This window comes from Streptomyces ficellus (assembly GCF_009739905.1).
Lineage (GTDB): Bacteria > Actinomycetota > Actinomycetes > Streptomycetales > Streptomycetaceae > Streptomyces > Streptomyces ficellus_A.
In genome coordinates this window covers 6423118-6442592 of sequence record NZ_CP034279.1, presented here as the reverse complement: position 1 = coordinate 6442592, position 19475 = coordinate 6423118, and the positions used below count along the sequence as shown (strand labels likewise).

The 19475-nt window shown below is 74.8% G+C and carries 14 protein-coding genes; 5 read left to right on the top strand and 9 right to left on the bottom strand.

Translation table 11 applies throughout. The features are described from left to right. The first annotated feature begins 107 nt into the window (after positions 1-107). Complete coding sequence (locus tag EIZ62_RS28925) at positions 108-1277, top strand: lactate 2-monooxygenase (protein ID WP_156696645.1); 1170 nt, start codon at positions 108-110, stop codon at positions 1275-1277. After that, complete coding sequence (locus EIZ62_RS28920; RefSeq protein ID WP_156695613.1) at positions 1274-2269, top strand: 2-hydroxyacid dehydrogenase; 996 nt, start codon at positions 1274-1276, stop codon at positions 2267-2269. The genes EIZ62_RS28925 and EIZ62_RS28920 overlap by 4 nt, the downstream gene beginning before the upstream one ends. 16 nt (positions 2270-2285) lie before the next feature. Here EIZ62_RS28920 and EIZ62_RS28915 read toward each other — a convergent pair whose 3' ends face one another. Genes EIZ62_RS28915 through EIZ62_RS28895 form a run of 5 tightly spaced genes read right to left on the bottom strand, consistent with a single transcriptional unit; the run spans position 2286 to position 10017 of the window. Beyond that, on the bottom strand, positions 2286-3647 hold the full coding sequence (locus tag EIZ62_RS28915) for a protein kinase family protein (RefSeq protein ID WP_156695612.1): 1362 nt from the start codon (positions 3645-3647) through the stop codon (positions 2286-2288). After that, positions 3619-4572 (bottom strand): hypothetical protein, encoded by a 954-nt coding sequence (locus tag EIZ62_RS28910; RefSeq protein ID WP_156695611.1) that lies wholly within the window; start codon positions 4570-4572, stop codon positions 3619-3621. The genes EIZ62_RS28915 and EIZ62_RS28910 overlap by 29 nt, the downstream gene beginning before the upstream one ends. Beyond that, complete coding sequence (locus EIZ62_RS28905; protein WP_156695610.1) at positions 4569-5390, bottom strand: vWA domain-containing protein; 822 nt, start codon at positions 5388-5390, stop codon at positions 4569-4571. Before EIZ62_RS28905 ends, EIZ62_RS28910 begins: the two co-directional genes overlap by 4 nt. 53 nt (positions 5391-5443) lie before the next feature. Beyond that, the gene (locus EIZ62_RS28900; RefSeq protein ID WP_156695609.1) at positions 5444-7984 is read right to left on the bottom strand and encodes an outer membrane protein assembly factor BamB family protein; all 2541 of its coding nucleotides are present in this window, start codon (positions 7982-7984) and stop codon (positions 5444-5446) included. Next, positions 7981-10017: an outer membrane protein assembly factor BamB family protein gene (locus tag EIZ62_RS28895; protein WP_244376324.1), complete on the bottom strand. Its 2037-nt coding sequence runs from the start codon at positions 10015-10017 to the stop codon at positions 7981-7983. The genes EIZ62_RS28900 and EIZ62_RS28895 overlap by 4 nt, the downstream gene beginning before the upstream one ends. Before the next feature lie 392 nt (positions 10018-10409). On the opposite strand from EIZ62_RS28895, the gene EIZ62_RS28890 reads away from it, so the two are divergent. Next, positions 10410-11918 (top strand): DUF4246 domain-containing protein, encoded by a 1509-nt coding sequence (locus tag EIZ62_RS28890; protein ID WP_156695607.1) that lies wholly within the window; start codon positions 10410-10412, stop codon positions 11916-11918. Between the two features lie 263 nt (positions 11919-12181). On the opposite strand, the gene EIZ62_RS28885 is transcribed toward EIZ62_RS28890, so the two are convergent. Further along, positions 12182-12859 (bottom strand): response regulator, encoded by a 678-nt coding sequence (locus tag EIZ62_RS28885; RefSeq protein WP_156695606.1) that lies wholly within the window; start codon positions 12857-12859, stop codon positions 12182-12184. Beyond that, positions 12856-13935 (bottom strand): sensor histidine kinase, encoded by a 1080-nt coding sequence (locus EIZ62_RS28880; protein WP_156695605.1) that lies wholly within the window; start codon positions 13933-13935, stop codon positions 12856-12858. The genes EIZ62_RS28885 and EIZ62_RS28880 overlap by 4 nt, the downstream gene beginning before the upstream one ends. A gap of 514 nt (positions 13936-14449) precedes the next feature. On the opposite strand from EIZ62_RS28880, the gene EIZ62_RS28875 reads away from it, so the two are divergent. Next, positions 14450-16720 carry an MMPL family transporter gene (locus tag EIZ62_RS28875; RefSeq protein WP_156695604.1) on the top strand — a complete coding sequence of 757 codons (2271 nt, stop codon included), beginning with the start codon at positions 14450-14452 and terminating at the stop codon, positions 16718-16720. Here EIZ62_RS28875 and EIZ62_RS28870 read toward each other — a convergent pair. Beyond that, the gene (locus EIZ62_RS28870; protein ID WP_156695603.1) at positions 16693-17115 is read right to left on the bottom strand and encodes a YjbQ family protein; all 423 of its coding nucleotides are present in this window, start codon (positions 17113-17115) and stop codon (positions 16693-16695) included. The two genes, EIZ62_RS28875 and EIZ62_RS28870, sit on opposite strands and share 28 nt — an antisense overlap. Positions 17116-17180: 65 nt before the next feature. On the opposite strand from EIZ62_RS28870, the gene EIZ62_RS28865 reads away from it, so the two are divergent. After that, positions 17181-18314: an FAD-dependent oxidoreductase gene (locus EIZ62_RS28865; RefSeq protein WP_156695602.1), complete on the top strand. Its 1134-nt coding sequence runs from the start codon at positions 17181-17183 to the stop codon at positions 18312-18314. Here the strand turns inward: EIZ62_RS28865 and mltG are convergent. Beyond that, positions 18283-19140 carry an endolytic transglycosylase MltG gene (gene mltG / locus EIZ62_RS28860; RefSeq protein ID WP_156695601.1) on the bottom strand — a complete coding sequence of 286 codons (858 nt, stop codon included), beginning with the start codon at positions 19138-19140 and terminating at the stop codon, positions 18283-18285. The two genes, EIZ62_RS28865 and mltG, sit on opposite strands and share 32 nt — an antisense overlap. Between the last annotated feature and the right edge of the window lie 335 nt (positions 19141-19475).

Here is a 19475-nt window from a genome sequence, read left to right as displayed (position 1 = left end):
CGGGAACGCCGGGACATCGACGGGAACGCCGGGACGGTGGACGCAGCGGCACGCGGTCGCGAGGATCCGGGGTGGCACCCGATTCCCGGCTGAAGGGCGACGCGCGCATGGCGAAACACTGGGCCGACTTCCAGTACGAGATCTACCTGAACGGCATGACCGGCGCCGTCCCGCGGCTGCCCACCGACCTGACGCGGCTGGAGGAGCTCACCGAGCGGCGCCTCGGGCCCGGCCCGGTCGGCTACGTGGCGGGCGCCGCGGGCAGCGGCAGTACGGCGGCCGCCAACCGGGCGGCGCTGAAGCGGCGCCGGATCGTGCCCCGGATGCTGCGTGACGTGCACGAGCGGGACCTGTCCGTCGAGGTCCTGGGCCGCGCCCTGCCCGCGCCGCTCGCGCTCGCGCCCGTGGGCGTGCTGTCGATCATGCACCCGGACGCGGAACCGGCCGCCGCGCGGGCGGCCGCGGCGCAGGGCGTCCCCTTCGTCCTGTCGTCCGCCTCCAGCACGCCCATGGAGGAGGTCGCCGAGGTGATGGGCGACGCGGAACGCTGGTTCCAGCTGTACTGGGCCAGGGACCGGGAGGTGACCCGGTCGTTCCTCACCCGGGCGAAGGCCGCCGGGTTCACCGCGCTGCTCGTCACGCTGGACACGCCGCTGCTGGCGTGGCGGCCGCGCGACCTGGACCAGGCGTACCTGCCGTTCCTGCACGGCGTGGGCACCGCGAACTACTTCACCGACCCGGCGTTCCGGGCGGGCCTGGCCAAGCCCGTGCACGAGGACCCGAACGCGGCGGTCATGCACTTCGTCGGGATGTTCGCCGACCCGGCCAAGACGTGGCCGGACCTGGCGTTCCTCCGGGAGAACTGGGACGGCCCGATCGTCCTGAAGGGCATCCTGCACCCGGAGGACGCCCTCCAGGCCGCCGAGGCGGGGATGGACGGTGTGGTGGTGTCCAACCACGGCGGCCGCCAGGTGGCCGGTTCGGTCGCCGCCGCCGACGCCCTGCCGCGGGTCGCGGCCGCGGCCGGTGACCGGCTGTCCGTGCTCTTCGACAGCGGCATCCGCACCGGCGACGACGTCTTCAAGGCGCTCGCCCTGGGCGCCGAGGCGGTGCTGGTGGGGCGGCCGTACGCGTACGGGCTCGGCCTCGACGGCCAGGCGGGCGTCGAGCACGTCATCCGCTGCCTGCTCGCCGAACTGGACCTGACCCTGGCCCTGTCCGGGCACTCCACGCCCGCCACGCCCGGCCCGGACGACCTCATCGAGGAGACCGCGTGACCGCCCCGGAAGGCGTCCCGCCGAAGAACGTGCTCGCCGTCGTCGCGCCCCACGTGGGCGGCCGCGGCGCCGGCGCCGCACTCGCCACGGTCTTCCCCGCCGGCGCCCGCGTCACCGTCGTCGAGTCGGCCGGCGAGGACCCGGCGGCCCTGCGGGAGGCGCACGTCGTCGTCACCGCCCTCGCGCCGGTCACCGCGGACCACATCGCCGCCGCCCCGCACCTGGAGCTGGTCCAGTGCGCCAGCCACGGCTACGACCACGTCGACCTGGACGCGGCCCGTGAGCGGGGCGTCCCGGTGTGCACGATCGGCTCCAGCAGCGCGGAGCACCACAACGTGGCCGAGCAGACGTTCGCGCTCATGCTGGCCCTCGCCAAGCAGCTGGTCCCCGCCCACATGGCCCTCACGGGCGCCGACTGGGCGCTGCCGCGCCTCCAGCAGTCCCTCACGGAGCTGTACGGCAAGACGCTCGGCGTCGTCGGCCTGGGCAGGATCGGCGCCGAAGTGGCCCGCCGGGCGGTCGCTTTCGACATGAACGTCGTCTACGCCGGGCGCCGGCGCGTCGATCCCGGGACGGAGGCCCGGCTGGGCGGCGCCCGGCACGTCCCGCTCGACGAGCTGCTGCGCACCTCGGACTACGTGACGCTGCACGTCCCGCTGACGGACGCCACCCACCACCTCCTGGACGCCGGGCGCCTGGCGCTGCTCAAGCCCACGGCCTTCGTCGTCAACACGGCGCGCGGCGCGCTCGTCGACCAGGACGCCCTCGCGGACGCCCTCGAGTCCGGCGCCCTCGCCGGGGCGGGCGTCGACGTCTTCGACCCCGAACCGCCCACCTCCGCGCTGCGGTTGCTGAAGGCCCCGGGTGTGGTGCTGTCGCCGCACGTCGGGGGCGTCACCCGGGAGACGCTGGTCCGTATCGCGCTCGCCGCCGTGGAGAACGTCGCCGACCACCTGGCGGGCGAGCCGCCGCGGGACGTGGTGGGCGGCTGAGCGACCGGGGTGCGGCTCATGGCAGCGGTGACCATGCCGGGTCCACGAGCACGAGGAAGACGCCGAAGAGGGCGACCAGCAGCGTCAGCACGGCGGACAGCAGCAGCACCACCGGATCCTTCCAGACCCGGCGGACCGGGCGCCGCGCGTCCCTCGTCGCGCGCGACGTCCCGGAGGCCGACCGCGGCGTCCCGCCCGAGGGCACCCACCCGGACGCCGCGGCGGTCGCGGCGGCGGGCGTCGGCTCGGGCCGCGCGTGCGGCTCCCGAGGCGGTGCGGAGTTCGGCGCGGAACCGGGCGCGGAGCTGGACGCGGAACCGGGCGCGGGGGCGGTCGAGCCGGCCCGGGCGGGCTGCGGCTGCGCCGGTCGCCCGGCGGCGCGGTCGGTCCTGGTGTCGGGGGCCGGCCGTGGGCGGGCGCCCGGCACGCGGGCGAGCACGGGCTCGGTGACCACCGCCGCGAGCGGGGGCAGCGGGTACGTCGTGGACCGCAGGTCCTTGCGCAGCTGTGCCGTGATGGCCCGCACCTGCGGGTCCGGGCTGTCCGCGAGCGCGGCGAGCGCCTCGGACCCGTCCGGGGCCTCGAAGTCCTCCTGGCCGAGCAGCAGCCGGTCGTCGTCCTCGCGCAGCCGGTCCCACAGCTCCGCGTCGGCGGCGAGCCCGAGCAGGCCGAGCTGGATCACCCGAGCGGGGAAACGGTCCATGAACGGGCCGTACGGAACCGGCTCCGGGCGCTGGTAGTTGCGGTGGCCGCGCTCGGGCCGCGCGCTGCCGGCGAGAGCGGGTACGTACATCGCGTCGTAGTCGATCAGGCGCACCCGCCGGGGCGCGGAGATCAGGATGTTGCCGTGCTGGAGGTCGCCGTGCGCGATGCGCAGCTCCTCCATCCGCCGTACCACCAGCGTGAAGTCGGCCGCGACCGCGCGCAGCGCCGCGGGGGCCTCCTTGCGGCGTTCGACCCAGTCGAGGAGCGGCGCGGCCGGCAGCCACGGCATCTTCACCAGGGGCCAGCGCCGGCCGTCCACCAGGACGCCCTCGGGCGCGAACTCCATCGGCACCAGCCAGCGTTCCTTGGCCGGGTCCAGCCCGGCCAGGGCGGCGCACACCGTGCGGTAGCGGCCGACGCGGGCGTCCGAGTGACTGGTGAAGCACTTCACGGCCCAGGTCAGCGCGCCGTCCTCCGAGGTGAGGCGGAAGACGCAGCCGAAGACGCCGCTGCCGGTGACCGGGCCGAGAGGGTCGACCACGGTGGTGGAGGCGGCGAGGGCCTCGTCGTCGGGGAAGCAGAGCCGGGGGTGCTGCACCGCCAGCATGTAGTCGGTCAGGCTGGGCGGCTCCACCGCGCCCCGCTCACCGCTCGCCATGGCCGTCCGCCCCACCGCCGGGACGGTCGCCCGTCCACCCGTCGTCGAGGAACCGGACCGCGACCAGGGTCACGTCGTCGTCCTCGATCGCCCCGGTCTCCCGCAGGCCGCCGACGAAGACCCGCAGGGCGTCGGCGCCGTGGCCCGCACCACCCTCCGCGTCGGAGTACGGGTCGGCGACCGCACCGGAATACGGGTCGGAATACGGGTCGGTCGTCGCTCCGGCCGCCGCCGCCACCTCGGCGAGCCGTCGCCAGGCGGGGCGGCCGCCGGTCGCCTGGACCAGCGCCCACTTGGCGAGGGCGTCGCTGGCGAGCAACAGCGTGTCGCCCGGCCGCATGTGCCCGGAGGTCGTACGGATCGCCGAGACGCCTGCGGCACCGAGGCAGTTCAGCCCGCGCACCAGGTCGGGGTGGAAGCCGAACTCCTCGGGCAGCCGCAGCGGGAACGACGTGACCAGCGAGTCGCCGCGGGTGTGGAACAGGCAGCAGTCGCCGACCGCCGCCGCCGACCACTGCCAGCCGCCCGGCACGGGCAGAACGCCCACGGCGACGAACGTGGCGCCCGGGCCGTGCTGGAGGGCGTGCGGCTCCAACCAGTCCAGGGGGCGGCCGAGCCCGGTGACGTAGGACCGCAGGGCGGCCGGCCAGCCGTCGCTGAGCGTCCGCAGGGCCGCGTGCAGGGTGTCCGGGGCGGCCAGGGCCCGAACGGGCAGGGCGCACAACTCCCGTACGAGCGCCCGCGCCCAGGGTTCCGGCAGGGCGCTCAGGGACGCCCCGTCGGCGACGGCGCACCGGACGGTGGTGTCGTCCGTGACCAGCCCGGCGCGCAACTCCTGCCCGGCGGCGCCGCCCTGGACGAGGTGGTACCAGGCGTCCGCGCACTCCGTCATCTCGTCCCCCTCCTTCTGCATCCGGCAGCCGGCGATGGCGACGCTCACGCCAGGGTGCCGATCCGGAGCACCTTGGTGATGTCCACGACGTTCCCGTTGAAGACCAGGCCCCGGCAGCCGTGCGGGGCGTCCATGTGCAGCCCTTGCGCCTGTTCGCGCAGGACGTCCGGCAGCACGCTGGAGATGCCGTACAGGAGCTGTCCCTCGGGCGGCAGGCCTTCCGCCGTGACGGGGAACCGGCACGTGTCCTTGGACTCGGCGGACACATGGAGGTTGAACACCAGGACCTGGCCGTCGGCGGTGGACAGGGACCTGATGCGCTGCACGTTCTCGTGCAGGCCCTCGTCGGTCGGGATGCCGTCGGTCAGGTTGATCACGATCGGGGGGAAGCTGGCGGGGTTCTCCTCCACCCACTCCTCCAGCAGCGGCAGGACGTGGGCGAAGGCCGCGGCCATGCTGGTCTTCCCCGACGCCGAGGCCGTGACCCAGACCGGGTCGTGCACGGTCGCCCGGTGTTCGTTGCCGTCGGCGTCGGTGGTCACCATCTCGCGCTGGCGCATGGCGGCGGGCGCGGCGTACAGCTCGCCGACGCTCACGCTGTCGCGGCCGGCCAGCTTGCCCGCGAAGAGCGAGCGGACGGTGTGGTTGTAGCCGAAGATCGAGACGTCGTAGTAGTCCTTGACGTCCCGGCCGGTGGGCGCGGCCGCCCGGATCAGTTCCAGCAGGAGCCGGTTGAGCGCGTCGGTCACCTCCTGGCTCTTGGCGCGCCCGGTGGCGGCCATGGGGGTGTCCATCGACCCCGACTGGTCGATGAGGATGACGACGTAGGTCCGCTGGTTCCTCTTGATCTTGCGCTCGTACGGCACGGTGTTCCCCCAGGGTGTGAGGTGGACGGACGGTGGGCGGAGCTGACGGTGGTTCAGCAGGGCGTGCGCAGCGCGGCCGCGAACTTGTCGTCGATGAGCGGGTGGACGTGGAGGGCCCCGGTTCCGCCCGTGGAGCCGTCCCGGGCGTCGATCGCGTACAGGTGGCAGTCCGACGCCCCCAGGTACACGCGGTCGCCGTCCGGGTACGGCCCGCCCCGGCAGGCCCGTCCGCCGGTACGGGCGGTCCACCGCGGCTCGCCGGTGCGGGCGTCGAGGCAGCGCAGCCACCGGTCACGGCCGGCGAACAGCACGGTGCCGTCCCCGGTGGCGGCCCGCCCGGCCGGCGGGGAGCCGGTGTGCCGGTGCCAGCGGGGCTCACCGCTCTGCGCCCCCACCCCGGCGGCCGCGCCGTCCGCGGTCACCACGACGACGGTCCCGGCCACGAGCAGCGGTCCGGTGGCGGGCAGGGCGGGCAACTCGGTGCGCCACACCTCCCGCCCGTCGCGGTCCAGGCGGAACAGCAGCCCGGCGGCGGTGACCCCGACGACGTCGTCGCCGCACCAGACCGGGTCGAGGCCGCCGGTGTCACCGAGGTCGGGCCTGCCCCACCACACGCGGCCGTCCGGGCCGAGGCAGACCGGCCCCCGGTACGTGGCCAGGCAGACCGGGCCGTGGGGGTGGACGGCCGGGGTGGCGGCCAGCGAGTCGGCGGTGCCCGGCAGCCGCAACCGCCCGGGACGACCGGAGCCGGGCCACAGGATGTGCAGGCGACCGGAGACACCGCCCAGCCACACCGCCGACGCGACGGACACCGGGTCCCCGGCCGGGCGGTCGGCCACCGCCGCCGTCCCGGTGACCCTTCCGGTCCCGGCGTCGAGCCAGCGGACCGCCCCGGAGTCGTCGGCGACGCACACCTGGCCCGCCACCGGCAGCGGCCGCGTGCGGCACGGCGCCGCGGTGACGTGCTCCCAGCGGACCTCCCCGTCCCGCACGCCCACCGCTGCCACCCTGCCCCGTTCGCCGTCGGTACCGGCGACGAACAGGAGGTCGCCCTCGGTGGTGCACGCGGCCTCGGGCAGGAACCCGAGCGCCCGCGTCCACGGCGGCGCCGGGACCGGCGACGGCGACGGGTCGTGTGCGGCCGGCCCTTCCCCCTCGCCCCGTCCGTCCGGGCTCTCCCCTTCGTCCGGTGGAGGACCGGAGCCGGCGCGCGGGTCGTGGTCGCCCTCGCGCGCGCTCCTGGTGTACACCACCGGTGCGGTCAGCAGCGGAACGGTCGCCCGGACCGGGTCCTCCCCGGCGCCCGAGTCGTCCCCGGCGTCCGCGTCGTGCCGGGCGGGGTGCGCGACGTCACGCGCCGGTTCGCGCACCGGCCCGGTGCGTGACCCGTCGTCGTGGTCGGCGCACGGGGCGGCCGGCTCCGGGGTCACCGGTCGCACGGGCCCCGTGGCGGCGTCCGCCGGGTGCTCGCCGGGCCGGCCGGGAAGGGCTCCGGGCGGCGCGCCGTCCGGCCCGGCCCCCGGCACCACAGCGGGGCCCAGGGAGTGGTCCGGGGAGTGGTCCGCCGCCGGGCCGGGGTCGTAGGCGTGGTCGGGCGCGGAAGGCGGGACGGGCTCCGGAGCGGCGGCGGGCTGCGGCGGGTCGCCCTCCGCGACGTCGTCCGCGCGCCGCCCGGCCGGAGGGGTGGACGGACCGGCGGGGGGCGTGGCCGGCCCCGGCGGGACGACCACGGTGGCCGGCGCCGACGCCAGGAACGCGGCCCACTCCTCCCGCACCGCGCCGTCGGCGAGGTTGAGCCCGTAGAACAGCGTGGAGAGCCGCCGCGAGACCCTCGCCATGGACGGCCGCAGCACCGCGGGCCCCCGGCAGCACCGCCTGATCAGCCGCCGCAGGGCGCGTCCCTCGCGCCGGGGCAGTTCGGGCGGGAGGAGGACCGCGAGCAGCAGCCCGAAGGCGTGCACGTCGGCCGGGCCCGGGCGGGGGCGGTCGGGGTCGATCCGGGGCAGCAGACAGTGGCCGGTGATCAGGGGGCCGTCCGGAGTGCATAGCACGGACGTCGTGCTGAAGCCGCCGTGGTGGCGTCCCGCCTGGTGCAGGCCGGACAGCGCGGACGCGACCCGACGGGCCGTCAGCAGTGCCACGGGCAGCGGTACGGACCTCCCGGAGAGCACCCCGGGCAGCGGGCGCCCCTCGCGGTACTCCGCCACGAGCCTGCCCGCGTGGCGGCCGTCCTCGATGCGGGCGAGCCAGCGGAGCGTGCCCTCGACCCCCGGTGACCCGGCGGCGGCGCGCACCGCGTCGGTGAGCGCCTGGTCGGTCCGGCCGGTCGTCCGCCAGTGGGCGTGCGGCTCGACGAGGAAGGCGACCGGCCGGCCCTGCCGCGGGTCGAGGGCGAGGTAGGTGGTGCCCACCTCGTCCGCCCACAGGTGCGGGCCGCGCCGCGCCCGCGCCGCGGCTTCCACGACGGGGTCGGCGGCGGTGGCGGGGCCGGGACTCGTGGCGGGGCCGGGGGTCGCGGCGGGGCCGCCCCCGGCGTGACCGTGTCTGCCGGTGGCGGGCCGCCGCCGGAGGCGCGGCCACCGGAAGCGGCTCACGGGGCGGGCTCCGCGCCGAGCGGCCGGGTGGGGTCGGCGCCCAGGTCGACGGCGTGGAGCAGGCAGTCGGTCCCCACGACGTACAGGAGGCCGTCCACCGCCTTCAGCCCCGCCTCGACGGGCGCGCCCGCGTCGTACCAGGGGTGGGCCGGGCCCGCGTCGCGGCGCAGCCGGTACACCCGGCCGTCCGTGGTCCCGGCGTAGACGCTGTGTTGGTCGACGGCGACGTCGGAGCGGATCTCCGAGCCGAGCGCGAGGCGGCGGTCGGCGCCGCCGTCGCGCAGGCCCAGGCCGTAGACGCCGCCGCGCAGGCAGCCCACCCAGATCTCGCCGTCGTACGCGACGGGCCGTGCGCGGACCGCGCCGTAGGTGGCGAACCGCCGCTCGGGGTGTCCGTCCCGGGCCCGGAAGCCGCGGACGCACCGGGCGCGGCTGCCGACGTGCACGGTGTCCCCGGTGACGACCGGACCGCCGTGCAGTTCGCCGCCGGTGTACGCCTCCCACAGCCGGGTGCCGTCGCGCGCGTCGAGGGCGTACAGGCTGCCGTCCCAGGAGGCGGCGTAGACGCGGCCACCGTCGACGGCGGGCGCGCCGTAGACGGCCCGCTCCCCGGTGCGGGCGGTCCACAGGAGGTCCCCGCCGTCGGCGTCGAGGGCCCGGACGAGCCCTTCCCGGTCGCCGAGGAGGACCCGGCCGCCGGCGATCACGGGGGCGGAGGGGGCGGTGTTCCCGGTGGGGCGGCGCCAGCGTTCCTTGCCGGTGGAGGCGTCCAGGGCGCACACCCAGCGGTCGGCGCGGGAAACCACGAGGGTGTCGCCGCTCGCCGCGGGCGGGCACTCCACCCGGCCGTCGAGCTTCCGTGACCAGGCGACCTCGCCGGTGCGGGCGTCGAAGGCGCGGACGGTGCCGTCGAGCGCGGCGACCACGGCGAGGCCACGGTGGAGGACGGGTGCGGCGTAGTAGGTGCGGCCGGGCAGTTGAGCGGTCCAGAGCGCGGGGACCGGGTGGTGGGATGCCGGTGGCCGGGCGGAGGCCGGGGTGCCCGGCGAGGGCATGACCCGGGTCGGCGCGGCCGGGGCGGGGAGGCTCCGCCGGTCGGGCGGGGCCGCCGGCCGCTGGGGGGCGGGCCGTGCCTCGGGCAGGTGGATCTCCTCGTACGCGCGCAGGACGTCCTGCGCGGCGGGCGGCAGCCAGGTGAAGGCGCCGGGCCGGGCGGTGCCCGGTGTGGTGCCCCGGGACAGGGCGTCGGCGCGCTCGACCACGGCCGCGGGGGTGGGCCGGTCCGCCGGGTCGAGCGCCATGCAGTCGGCCACCAGCTCGTACGCCTCGGTGGACAGCCCGGAGATGTCGGGGCGCCCGTCCGGCCGGCGGCGGACGGCCGGACCCTCCACGGGCAGTGCCCCGCGCAGGACGAAGGCGAGGATGCCGCCGAGGGCGTAGACGTCGGCCGCCTCGCCGACCGGGCGGCCGTGGCGGTGCTCGGGGGCGGCGTAGCCGGGAGTGCCCCGGCGGGGGGTGTCGAGCGGGTCGGTGGGGCTGGCCAGGTCGAGCAGCAGGCCGAAGTCGATGACGACCGGGCCCTGCCGTGCCACCAGGACGTTGCCGGGTTTGAGGTCGCGGTGGACGAGGCCGAGCCGGTGGACGCGGGGCAGGATGCGGGCCAGTTCGCGGACGAGTGACATGGCGCCGCACGGGGGTAAGGGCCCCGCCTCGCGGACCAGGACGCTCAGGGGTGGCGCGTGGACGTAGTCGACGGCCAGCCAGGGCGGCCGGCCGTCGGGGTCGGCGCCCCGGTAGCGCGGTGTGCCCGCTCCCGCGAGCCGTTCGCACGCCCGGGCCTCCCGGGCGAACCGGGTGCGGTACTCCGGTTCGTCCTGGAGTCCGGGCCGCACGGTCTTGATGGCGACGGGTGGTGCCCCGGCCGCCTTCTCACCGAGATAGACGCGGCCCATCCCGTCCTGCCCGATGACGGCGAGCACGGTGTAACCGCCCAGACTGCGCGGGTCCTCCTCGCCGAGCCGGGCGAGCATCATGTTCACGTGGGCGTCCCCCTCCCAAGTGGTCCCCGGGCGACGGGGTGTGGGCGGGGAGGGGAGGGCGGCGCGCGCGACGCCTCCGCGTCGTGCCCCGGCCCCCCGAACCGCCCCCCGCGCACGCCCAGTCAAGTTCCCTTTGCGCCGAAGATTGTCACATCGTACAGATAAATGACGACCCTTCGGGCATAACCGCGGATCTCCTGCCTCCGCCCAGCCCGGCGGGGCCCCCGGGCCACGAAGTACGCCCTCGCGCAGGGCCTTTCACGGACCGGACCGCCGGCATCGGCGCGGCCGGGGTGCGGGCCGGCGACGACCGGACCACGGCTGCGGTGTCAGTCCGCTGACGTATTCTTCCGGCCATCGCGCACCGACTGTGAGGATGAAGAGACGTGACCGGCCTGTCCGCCTTCCCGCTGCCCTTCCATACTTCCCGTTCCATACCGTTCGCCACACCCCGGACACTGCGGGAACTCCAGATGATGCGGTGCAGCGCCCACATCCGGTCGAAGCCGCGATGGTTCGACAAGATGAACGACCCCGAGATCACCGCCCGTTGGACGCGGGAGGCGGTCGCCCGGGGCCTCACCGAGGCGCAGGTGCGTTACGTGCTCGACGAACTCGCGCACTACGCCGCGCTGCGGGACGCGCGTACCGGTGCCGAGGTGTCCGCCGTCGACGGCGTGTGGCAGTCCGACACGCTGATCGACGACGCGCTCGCGGCCCGGCTGCGCGAGGCGGTCCGGGTGCTGGAGGAGGTCCCGGAGGAAGAGCGGGACTGGCATCCCGGATCCGGCGGACAGGTGTTGGACCTGGTGCATCCCTCACTGTTCTGCCTGGTGCGGGACGTGAGCGGCGGGCCGGAGCGGGCGTGGCACAACCCGACCGACCGCTACTCGAGGTACGAGTTCTCGGAGAGGTTCCAGTGGCTGCCCACGGACGTCGACGTCAGTGAGGACGGCGACGTCACCTTCCGTTCGTACGTCAACAACGTGCACCCCGAGGCCCACGCCGACCTGGCCGCCGTCCTGCCGGACGTGTTCGCACGCGTGCGCCCGCTCCTGGAGAACGTACTGACCGACCTGCGCCATCCGCGGCCCCTGCGGATCGAGGTCGATCCCTACAGGTGGTACGACTCGGAGCCGGTGCGCCCGGAGAAGTCGTCCTACGGCGATGACGAGGCCTACCGGGAAGCCGTCCGGGCGTGGGAAACGGCCCAGGACGACTGGTGGGAGAACCGGCGCCCGGTCGTCCCGGACGCCCCGGCCTTCGCCCCGCCCGAGCCGCCCGGTGAAGGCGCCCGGGTCGACCTGCGCGGCCGCGCCCTCCAGGTCATCGTCAAGCTCGCCACCATCCACCTCACCCCGGACAAGCCCGAGTACGCCGGTGGTTCCTGGCATGTCGAGGGGATGCTGAACGAGCGGATCGTCTCGACCGCCCTCTACTACTGGGACAGCGAGAACATCACCGAAAGCCGGCTGGGCTTCCGGGCGGCGCTCGACGACCCGGACTACGAACAGAACGACGACAACGGTCTGCGCGAGGTGTACGGCCTGGAGGACGAGGACGCGCTCAACCAGCCGCTGGGTTCGGCGTCGACCCCGGCGGGCCGCTGCCTGGCGTTCCCGAACGTCCTCCAGCACCGCGTCGACTCGTTCCGCCTCGCCGACCCCAGCCGCCCGGGGCACCGCAAGATCCTCGCGTTCTTCCTGGTCGACCCGTCGGAGAGGATCGTCTCGACCTCCGACGTACCCCCGCAGCAGCCGTGGGCGCCCACCTCGACGATGACGCTCGAACAGGCCAAGGACTACCGCGAACAGCTCATGCGGGAACGCAAGTTCTTCGTCGACGAGCACAACGAGCAGCTCTACGAGCGGGAGTTCTCCCTCTGCGAGCACTGACCCCTGCTCGTGCCGCCCTGTTCCGCCCTCCGCGTCACGGCCGCCACGCGGGTCACGCGCGTCACGTGTGTCACGCGAGGAACGACAGCCGCACCTGCCGGTCCGGGTTGTCCTTGTCGGTGTCCGCCAACCTCCGCAAGGACAACCCGGACGGTAGCCGTCCGGCCGATGACCCGGCGCTTTGGCCCGCTCCGCCGCTCGGTCACGGGCAGCGGTGCGGGCCGCGTACGTGCGCGTACCGGTCCTCGTATCGGTCCGGTGGCTCACGTCTCCCGTCGTGCCGTCACCAGGCCCGTCTCGTAGGCGGCGATGACCGCTTGGGCCCGGTCGCGGACCCGCAGTTTGGCGAAGAGGGCGGTGATGTGGTTCTTCACGGTAGAGGCGCTCAGACCGAGCCGGTCGGCTATCTCCGCGTTGTCCGAGCCGTCGGCGATCAGCCGCCACACCTCCCGCTCCCGCGGCGTGAGCCCCTCGGCGCCGGTGGGTGCCGGGGGCACCGCCCAGCGGTCCGGTGCCGTGACGTGTCTGGAGATGAGCCGGGTCAGGAGTCTCGGGGCGAGGATCGCCTCGCCGTCGCGGACCACGCGCAGGGCGGCGACGAGGTCCTCGGGCGAGATGTCCTTGGGCAGGAAGCCGCACGCCCCGGCCCGCAGGGCACCCACGACGTGTTCGTCCATGTCGAAGGTGCTCAGGGCCAGAACCCGGCAGCCGGGCAGTTCGGAGGTGAGCCGCTCGGTGGCCGCGATGCCGTCCAGTACCGGCATCCGGATGTCCATGACGACCACGTCGGGTCGGTGCTCGTGGGCGAGGCGGACCGCCTCGGCGCCGTCCGCGGCCTCGGCCACGACCTGGAAACCGGGTTCGGGATCGAGCATCAGGGCGAGGCCGCGGCGGACGAGCGGCTGATCGTCGGCTATGAGGACCTTCACGATCGCGTTCACGCGTACGTCTCCTGACGGTCGGTGGGCAGGGGCAGCCGGGCCCGGACGGCGAATCCCCCGCCCTCCGGCCCTGCTCGCAGGGTGCCGCCGTGGAGGGCGACGCGTTCACGCATCCCCATGAGTCCGTGGCCCGAGCCGCGTGCGACGGGACGGCCGGGACGGCCGGGACGCGGACCGTCGTCGGTGACGGCGACCCGTACCTCGTGGACGGCGAAGGTGAGCCGCACGTCGACGTGCGCACCGTCGCCCGCGTGCCGAAGGGCGTTGGTGAGTGCCTCTTGGACGATGCGAAAGACGGTGAGGGCGACACCGGGCGGAAGCGACCGCGGGTCACCGTCCGTGGTGAGGGTGGTGGGAAGGCCCGCGCGGCGGCTGTCCCCGACGATGCGGTCGAGGTCGCCGATGCCGGGCTGCGGCGCGGTCGTCTCGCCCTCGTCGTTCTCGTCACCGGCCCGTAGCACGTCGAGGAGGTGGCGCATCTCGCGCAGGGCGGTGCGACCGGAGCCCTCCAGGGTGACGAGCGCCTCGCGGGCCGCCTCCGGCGACCGGTCGATGTTGGCCCGGGCGCCTCCGGCGAGCAGCTGCATCGTGGTCAGGTGGTGGGCGACGATGTCGTGCAGTTCCCGGGCGATGCGGCGCCGTTCGTCGGAGACGGCCCGCTCGGCGAGCAGTCGCCGCTGGGCCTCGGCGCCGCGCTGCCAACGGCCGGCCCCGACGGCGGCGCCGGCCACGAACAGCGCGGACGCGGCGTTGGCGACGAAATCCATGGAGGAGGGCGCGGGCAGGACCGGGTGGACGAAGTGGAGCACCGCGACGCAGCCTGCGACGGCCGCCGCGCCGACCGCGGCCCTGTGGTGAAGCACGGCGGTGTAGAGGGCGACGACGGTGGCCGCCCCATAGTGCTGGCCCAGGGAACTGAACCAGTTGAGCGACAGGTTCACCGCGAGGACGCACGCGAGGACGCACAGGGGCGCGCGGCGGCGCGCCAGCAGGAACAGCGAAGCGGCGACCACGACCGCGCACCCGGCCACCGGCACGTGGCCCTGATCCAGCTGGCTGGTGACGGTGAAGCCCACGAGGTCGACGGCCGCGGCGCCGGCGGCAACGAGCCCGTCGTGCCGACTCCACGGTCCGGGCCCTCCGCGTCGGTCCTCCGTCCCGACCCCGTCGGGGAGCGTCCCGGTCGTACGGTCCGGAAGTCCGGCGCCGGACGCACCCGCCCCTGTCCGGGCCCCACCGGGACACACTTCGTCCGCGCGCCGCCCCATCCCAGCCCCCTGCGTGTTCGCGCTCTCCCCGGGGCCGCCGCAGCGACCCGATGACCTGCGGTTCGTCCGCCGAGTGTCCCATGGTGCCGGCACACCGGAGCCGTGACGTCGGGACCGGGAGGGAGCCGCGGCCAGGAGCAGAGTCCCAGCGGCCGGACGATACGGGCCCGTGCTCCCAGCGGGTTTCTCGTCCCCGGCTCCGAGGTGCGGGCCGCGTGCCGCTGATGTGCTGGACACGTGCCGGAACGACCCGGCACGGGGCACCGCGCCGAACGTCCACGGTCTCGCGCCCCCTCGCCCGTACCCCTCCCGGAGGACTCCCGTGATCCGTGCCCTGACCGGTTTCTCGACCCGCAGACCGTGGCGGGTCATCACCGTGTGGGCGGTGGTCGGCATCCTCCTGGCGCTCATGGGCCAGGCTCTCGTCTTCCGCGTGACGCACACCGACAGCGCCGGTTTCCTGCCTCCGGAGTACGACGCGGCCGCGGCGCTGCGGGTCGCCCGGGAGGAGTTCGGCGCGGAGCCGGACGCCAATGCGCTGACGGTGCTGGTGGCACGCCGTGACGGGAAGCCTCTGCAGGGCGCGGACAGGAAGCGCGTGGAGGAGGTGACCCGCGAACTGAACTCCGCGCGCGTGGAGATGCCGTGGACGGAGGAACAGGTACGGGGGCTCTCCGAGGACTACTCCCAGGTCCCCCGCGTGACCGTGGTGACGACCGCCCCGGACGGGTCGTTCGCGCTGCTCGGCGCACGACTGCGGGGCAACTCCACCGACCCGGGCCTGCACTCCGTGTACCGGGCCTTCCACGACCGGGCCGAGCGGGAGTTCGGCGAGGCCGGGCTGCGCACCGGATTCACCGGCGGTCTGGCGGACGTGGTGGACGGCGCGGACGCGGAGAGGACCACGCAGACGGTGGTCGGGCTCGTGATGGTCGTACTGATCGTGCTGATCAACGTGTTGGTGTTCCGCAGCGTCCTGGCCGCGTTCGTCCCCCTGCTCGCGGTGTCCGTGGTGGGCGGCGCCGCCACCGGCACGGTCGTGGGAGCCGCCCTCCTGACCGGTCTCGAACTGGACCCGGGCACCCCGAGCATGATCGGCACCGTGTTGATCGGCATCGGCGTGGACTACTTCCTCTTCCTGCTGTTCCGCTTCCGGGAGGAGCTGCGACGGCGCCCGGAGGAACACCACCGCCTGGTGGCCGCGGACGTGGCCGGACGGGTGGGCACGGCGGTGACCTCGGCAGCGCTGACGATCGTGGCGGCCTTCGCGACGCTCGGCGTGGCGACGTTCGGGCAGTTCCGGGTGCTCGGACCCTCGGTGGCGGTATCGGTCCTGGTGATGCTGGTGGCGAGCCTGACCCTGATGCCGGCGCTGCTGGCGGTGGCCGGCCGGAAGATGTTCTGGCCCTCGCGGATCCTCTCGAAGACCGAGCGGACCGGTCCGGCCTCCCGTACCGGGGAGCTGGTGGCGCGCCGTCCGCTGCTGGTGCTGCTGGCGTCGGCCGCCCTCCTCGGCGCGCTCGCGCTCGGCACGGCGGGCGTCCGCATGGACTTCGGCACCGGCGGCACCCCGCGCGACACGGCGGCCGCCGCGACGGCGCGGGAGATCGCCGGCGCCCTGCCGGCGGGGGTGTCCGATCCGACGACGGTGTACGTCACCGCCGATGACGGCCGGCCCCTGGACCCCGCCGGGCTCGACGGCCTGCGCCGGGCGCTGTCCGGGGTGGACGGGGTGGGCGAGGTGGCCGCCCCCGTGCTCGGCACCGGCCGCGACGCCGCCCGGCTGGACGCCTATCTGACGGTGGACTCCCGGTCCCAGCGTGCCCGGGACCTCGTGGCTGGACCCGTGCGCCAGGCCGTACGGGAAGCGACACCGGCCGGTACCACCGCACACGTGGGCGGCACCGCGGCCGTGTTCGCCGATGTGGCGACCGCGGTCGACCGGGACCTCCGGACGGTGTTCCCGGTGGCCGCGGCACTGATCGCGCTGATCCTGGTGGTGCTGCTGCGCAGCCTGGCGGCCCCGGTGGTGCTGATGCTCTCGGTCGGGTTGTGCTTCGCGGCGACGTTCGGCGCCTCCGTCCTGGTCTTCCAACACCTCGGCGGCGAGCCGGGGGTGAACTTCGTCCTGCCGTTGGTGCTGTTCCTGTTCGTCGTGGCACTGGGCACCGACTACAACATCCTCGTCAGTGACCGTCTGCGTGAGGAGATGGCCCACGGGGGTCCGGCCCGTGCCGCCGTGGCCCGCGCGGTACGGCACACGGCGCCGGCCGTCGCCACGGCCGGTGTGGTCCTCGCGGCCTCCTTCGGCAGCCTCGCGGTGAACGCGGACGCCTCCACCCGCCAGCTGGGCTTCGCCACGGCCCTGGGCATCCTCCTGTCCTCCTTCGTCCTGTCGCTCCTGCTCGTCCCGGCGGCCGCGGCGCTGCTGGGCCGTGGGATGTGGTGGCCGGTGCGCGGGGCGCGAAGCCGGCAGGACGACATCCGGAGTGCGGGCGAGCGGAACGCCGGGCTCCCCGCTCCGTACGAGGGGGAGGAGCCCCCGCGTTCACGACCGGTTCCGGACTACCCGAGGAAGCTCAACCGCACCTGACGGTCCGGGTTGTCCTTGTTGGTGTCGACGACGCACACGGACTGCCAGGTGCCCAGGGCCATCTCGCCGCCCACCACCGGGATGGTGGCGTGCGGGGGTACCAGGGCGGGCAGGACGTGGTCGCGGCCGTGGCCGGGGCTGCCGTGGCGGTGCTGCCAGCGGTCGTCGGCGGGGAGCAGGGTGTGCAGGGCGGTCAGGAGGTCGTCGTCGCTGCCGGCGCCGGTCTCCAGGATGGCCACGCCGGTGGTGGCGTGCGGTGTGAAGACGTTCAGCAGGCCGTCGCGGCCGTCGGCGACCTCCCGGAGGAAGGAGGCGCAGGCGCCGGTCAGGTCGTGGACCGTCTCCCGGTCGCCGGTGGTGATCCTCAGGGTGCGGGTGGTGAAGGCGTCGCTCATGTCCCCATGGTGTCACCGGACCGGGTTCCGGGAAGATCCTCCGACCCCCCCTGGTTAGTAGAACCATGAACTACTTTCCGGACGGGGTCGTGGACGTGGACGTGGTGGTCGTCGGCGCGGGACAGGCGGGGCTCTCCGCCGCCTACCACCTGCGGCGCGGCGGATTCGAGCCGGACCGGGACGTCGTCGTCCTGGACCACGCGCCACGGCCGGGCGGCGCCTGGCAGTTCCGCTGGCCGTCGCTGACGTACGGGAAGGTGCACGGCATGCACGCGCTCCCGGGCATGGAGCTGACCGGCGCCGACGCCGGCCGGCCGTCGGCGGAGGTGATCGGCGAGTACTTCGCGCACTACGAGGAGCGGTTCGGGCTGCGCGTGCACCGGCCCGTGGACGTCTCGGCCGTGCGCGACGGGGAGGACGGGCGCCTGCTCGTGGAGTCGTCGGAGGGGACATACGCCGCCCGTGCCCTGGTCAACGCGACGGGCACCTGGGACCGGCCCTTCTGGCCCCGCTATCCGGGACAGGAGACCTTTCGCGGGCGGCAGCTGCACACGGCCCAGTACCCGGGCCCGGAGGAGTTCGCCGGGCAACGGGTGATCGTGGTCGGCGGCGGGGCGTCGGGGACGCAGCACCTGATGGAGATCGCGGAGGTGGCGGCGGGGACCACGTGGGTGACGCGCCGCGAGCCGGTGTGGCGCGAGGGCCCGTTCGACGAGGAGGCGGGCCGGGCGGCGGTCGCCCTGGTGGAGGAACGGGTCCGGCGCGGGCTGCCGCCGCGGAGCGTGGTCAGTGTGACCGGGCTGCCACTGAACGACGCGACCCGGCGGGCGCGCGAGAGCGGCGTCCTGGACCGGCTGCCGATGTTCGACCGGATCACCCCGACCGGCGTCGCCTGGGACGGGCCGGAGTCCCGGACCCTCGACGCGGACGTCATCCTCTGGGCCACCGGGTTCCGGCCGGCCGTGGACCACCTGACCCCGCTCCGCCTGCGGGAACCGGGCGGGGGCATCCGGGTGGACGGCACCCGCGCGGTGCGCGACGAGCGCGTCCACCTGGTGGGGTACGGCCCGTCCGCGTCCACGATCGGCGCGAACCGCGCGGGCCGCGCCGCCGCCCGGGACATCGGCCGCCTTCTGCAGCGGCGGCCCGGAGCTCTGGACGGGGCGGTCAGTTCACCGCCGACGCCCGCTGGGCGTTGAACTCCTGCACGTTGCGCTGGTGCTCGCCGTAGTCGGCGGTGAAGCGGGTGTCACCGGGGCGCACCGTGACGAAGTAGAGCCAGTCCCCGGCCGGCGGGTCGACCGCGGCCCGCATGGCCTGCTCGCCCGGGTTGGCGATGGGCGTGGGGGGCAGCCCCTGACGGTTGTAGGTGTTGTACGGGTTGTCCATCCGGGTGTCGGAGTGCGACGTGTCGAGCGTGGAGCGGCCCAGCCCGTAGTTGAGGGTGGAGTCCATCTGGAGCGCCATGCCCTGGGCGAGGCGGTTGTGGATGACGCGGGCGACCTTTCCCATGTCCTCCGGGGTGTCGGCCTCGGCCTGGACGATGCTGGCGATGTTCACCGTCTGGTAGAGGCTCACGCGGTTGCGCTGGGCGCCGGCGCTGATGCTCTTGGCGCCGAAACGCTCGCGGGCGGTCCTCACCATGTAGTCGAGCAGGCCGCGCGGCGTCGTCTTCTTGTAGACCGGGTACGTCGCGGGGAACAGGAAGCCCTCGGGGTTGCCCAGGGCGTCCGCCGGCAGCTTGAGCTTGCCGCTCTCGGCCACCTTGCGGGTGGTTCCGGGTGCCGCCTTGAGCGCCTTGTCGACCGCGTCGTACACCTGGGTCGCCCGCCAGCCCTCGGGGACGAGCAGCATCGTCGGCTTCTCGGGCGGCGGCGGGGCGGGGGGTTCCTTGACCAGCAGCAGCGGCACCAGCACCGCGGCGGCCACGACGAGGGCCAGGCCTGCGCTCAGGGCCAGCCAGCCACGGCGCGTCATCTGGGGCCGCCTGCGGCGGGGCGGACCCTGCGGGGACTCGTTCACCATGCGGGAACGCTAACCCGACAAAGGGGCATATTCCGGCAATTCAGACAACGGCCACCCCTCTGCCCGTCACCCGGCGCCGGTCGACCGGGTACAGCCACCCGGGAACAAGCGAACACGGGCTCGGATGTTCGCTCGAACGCATGATCGCGATGGATTCCCCTGCCGCGCCCGGCTGCGACGGATGATGCTTACGGTGCGCAAGCGACGGGCTGCAGACCGCGGCGGCGCGAGTCCCACACAGGCATGTGAAGCACAAGGAGAACGCACCACTATGAACGTCATCACCGACCTGCTCGCCGGTTTCGTCCACTTCATCGGCTGGCTCGTCTGACGGT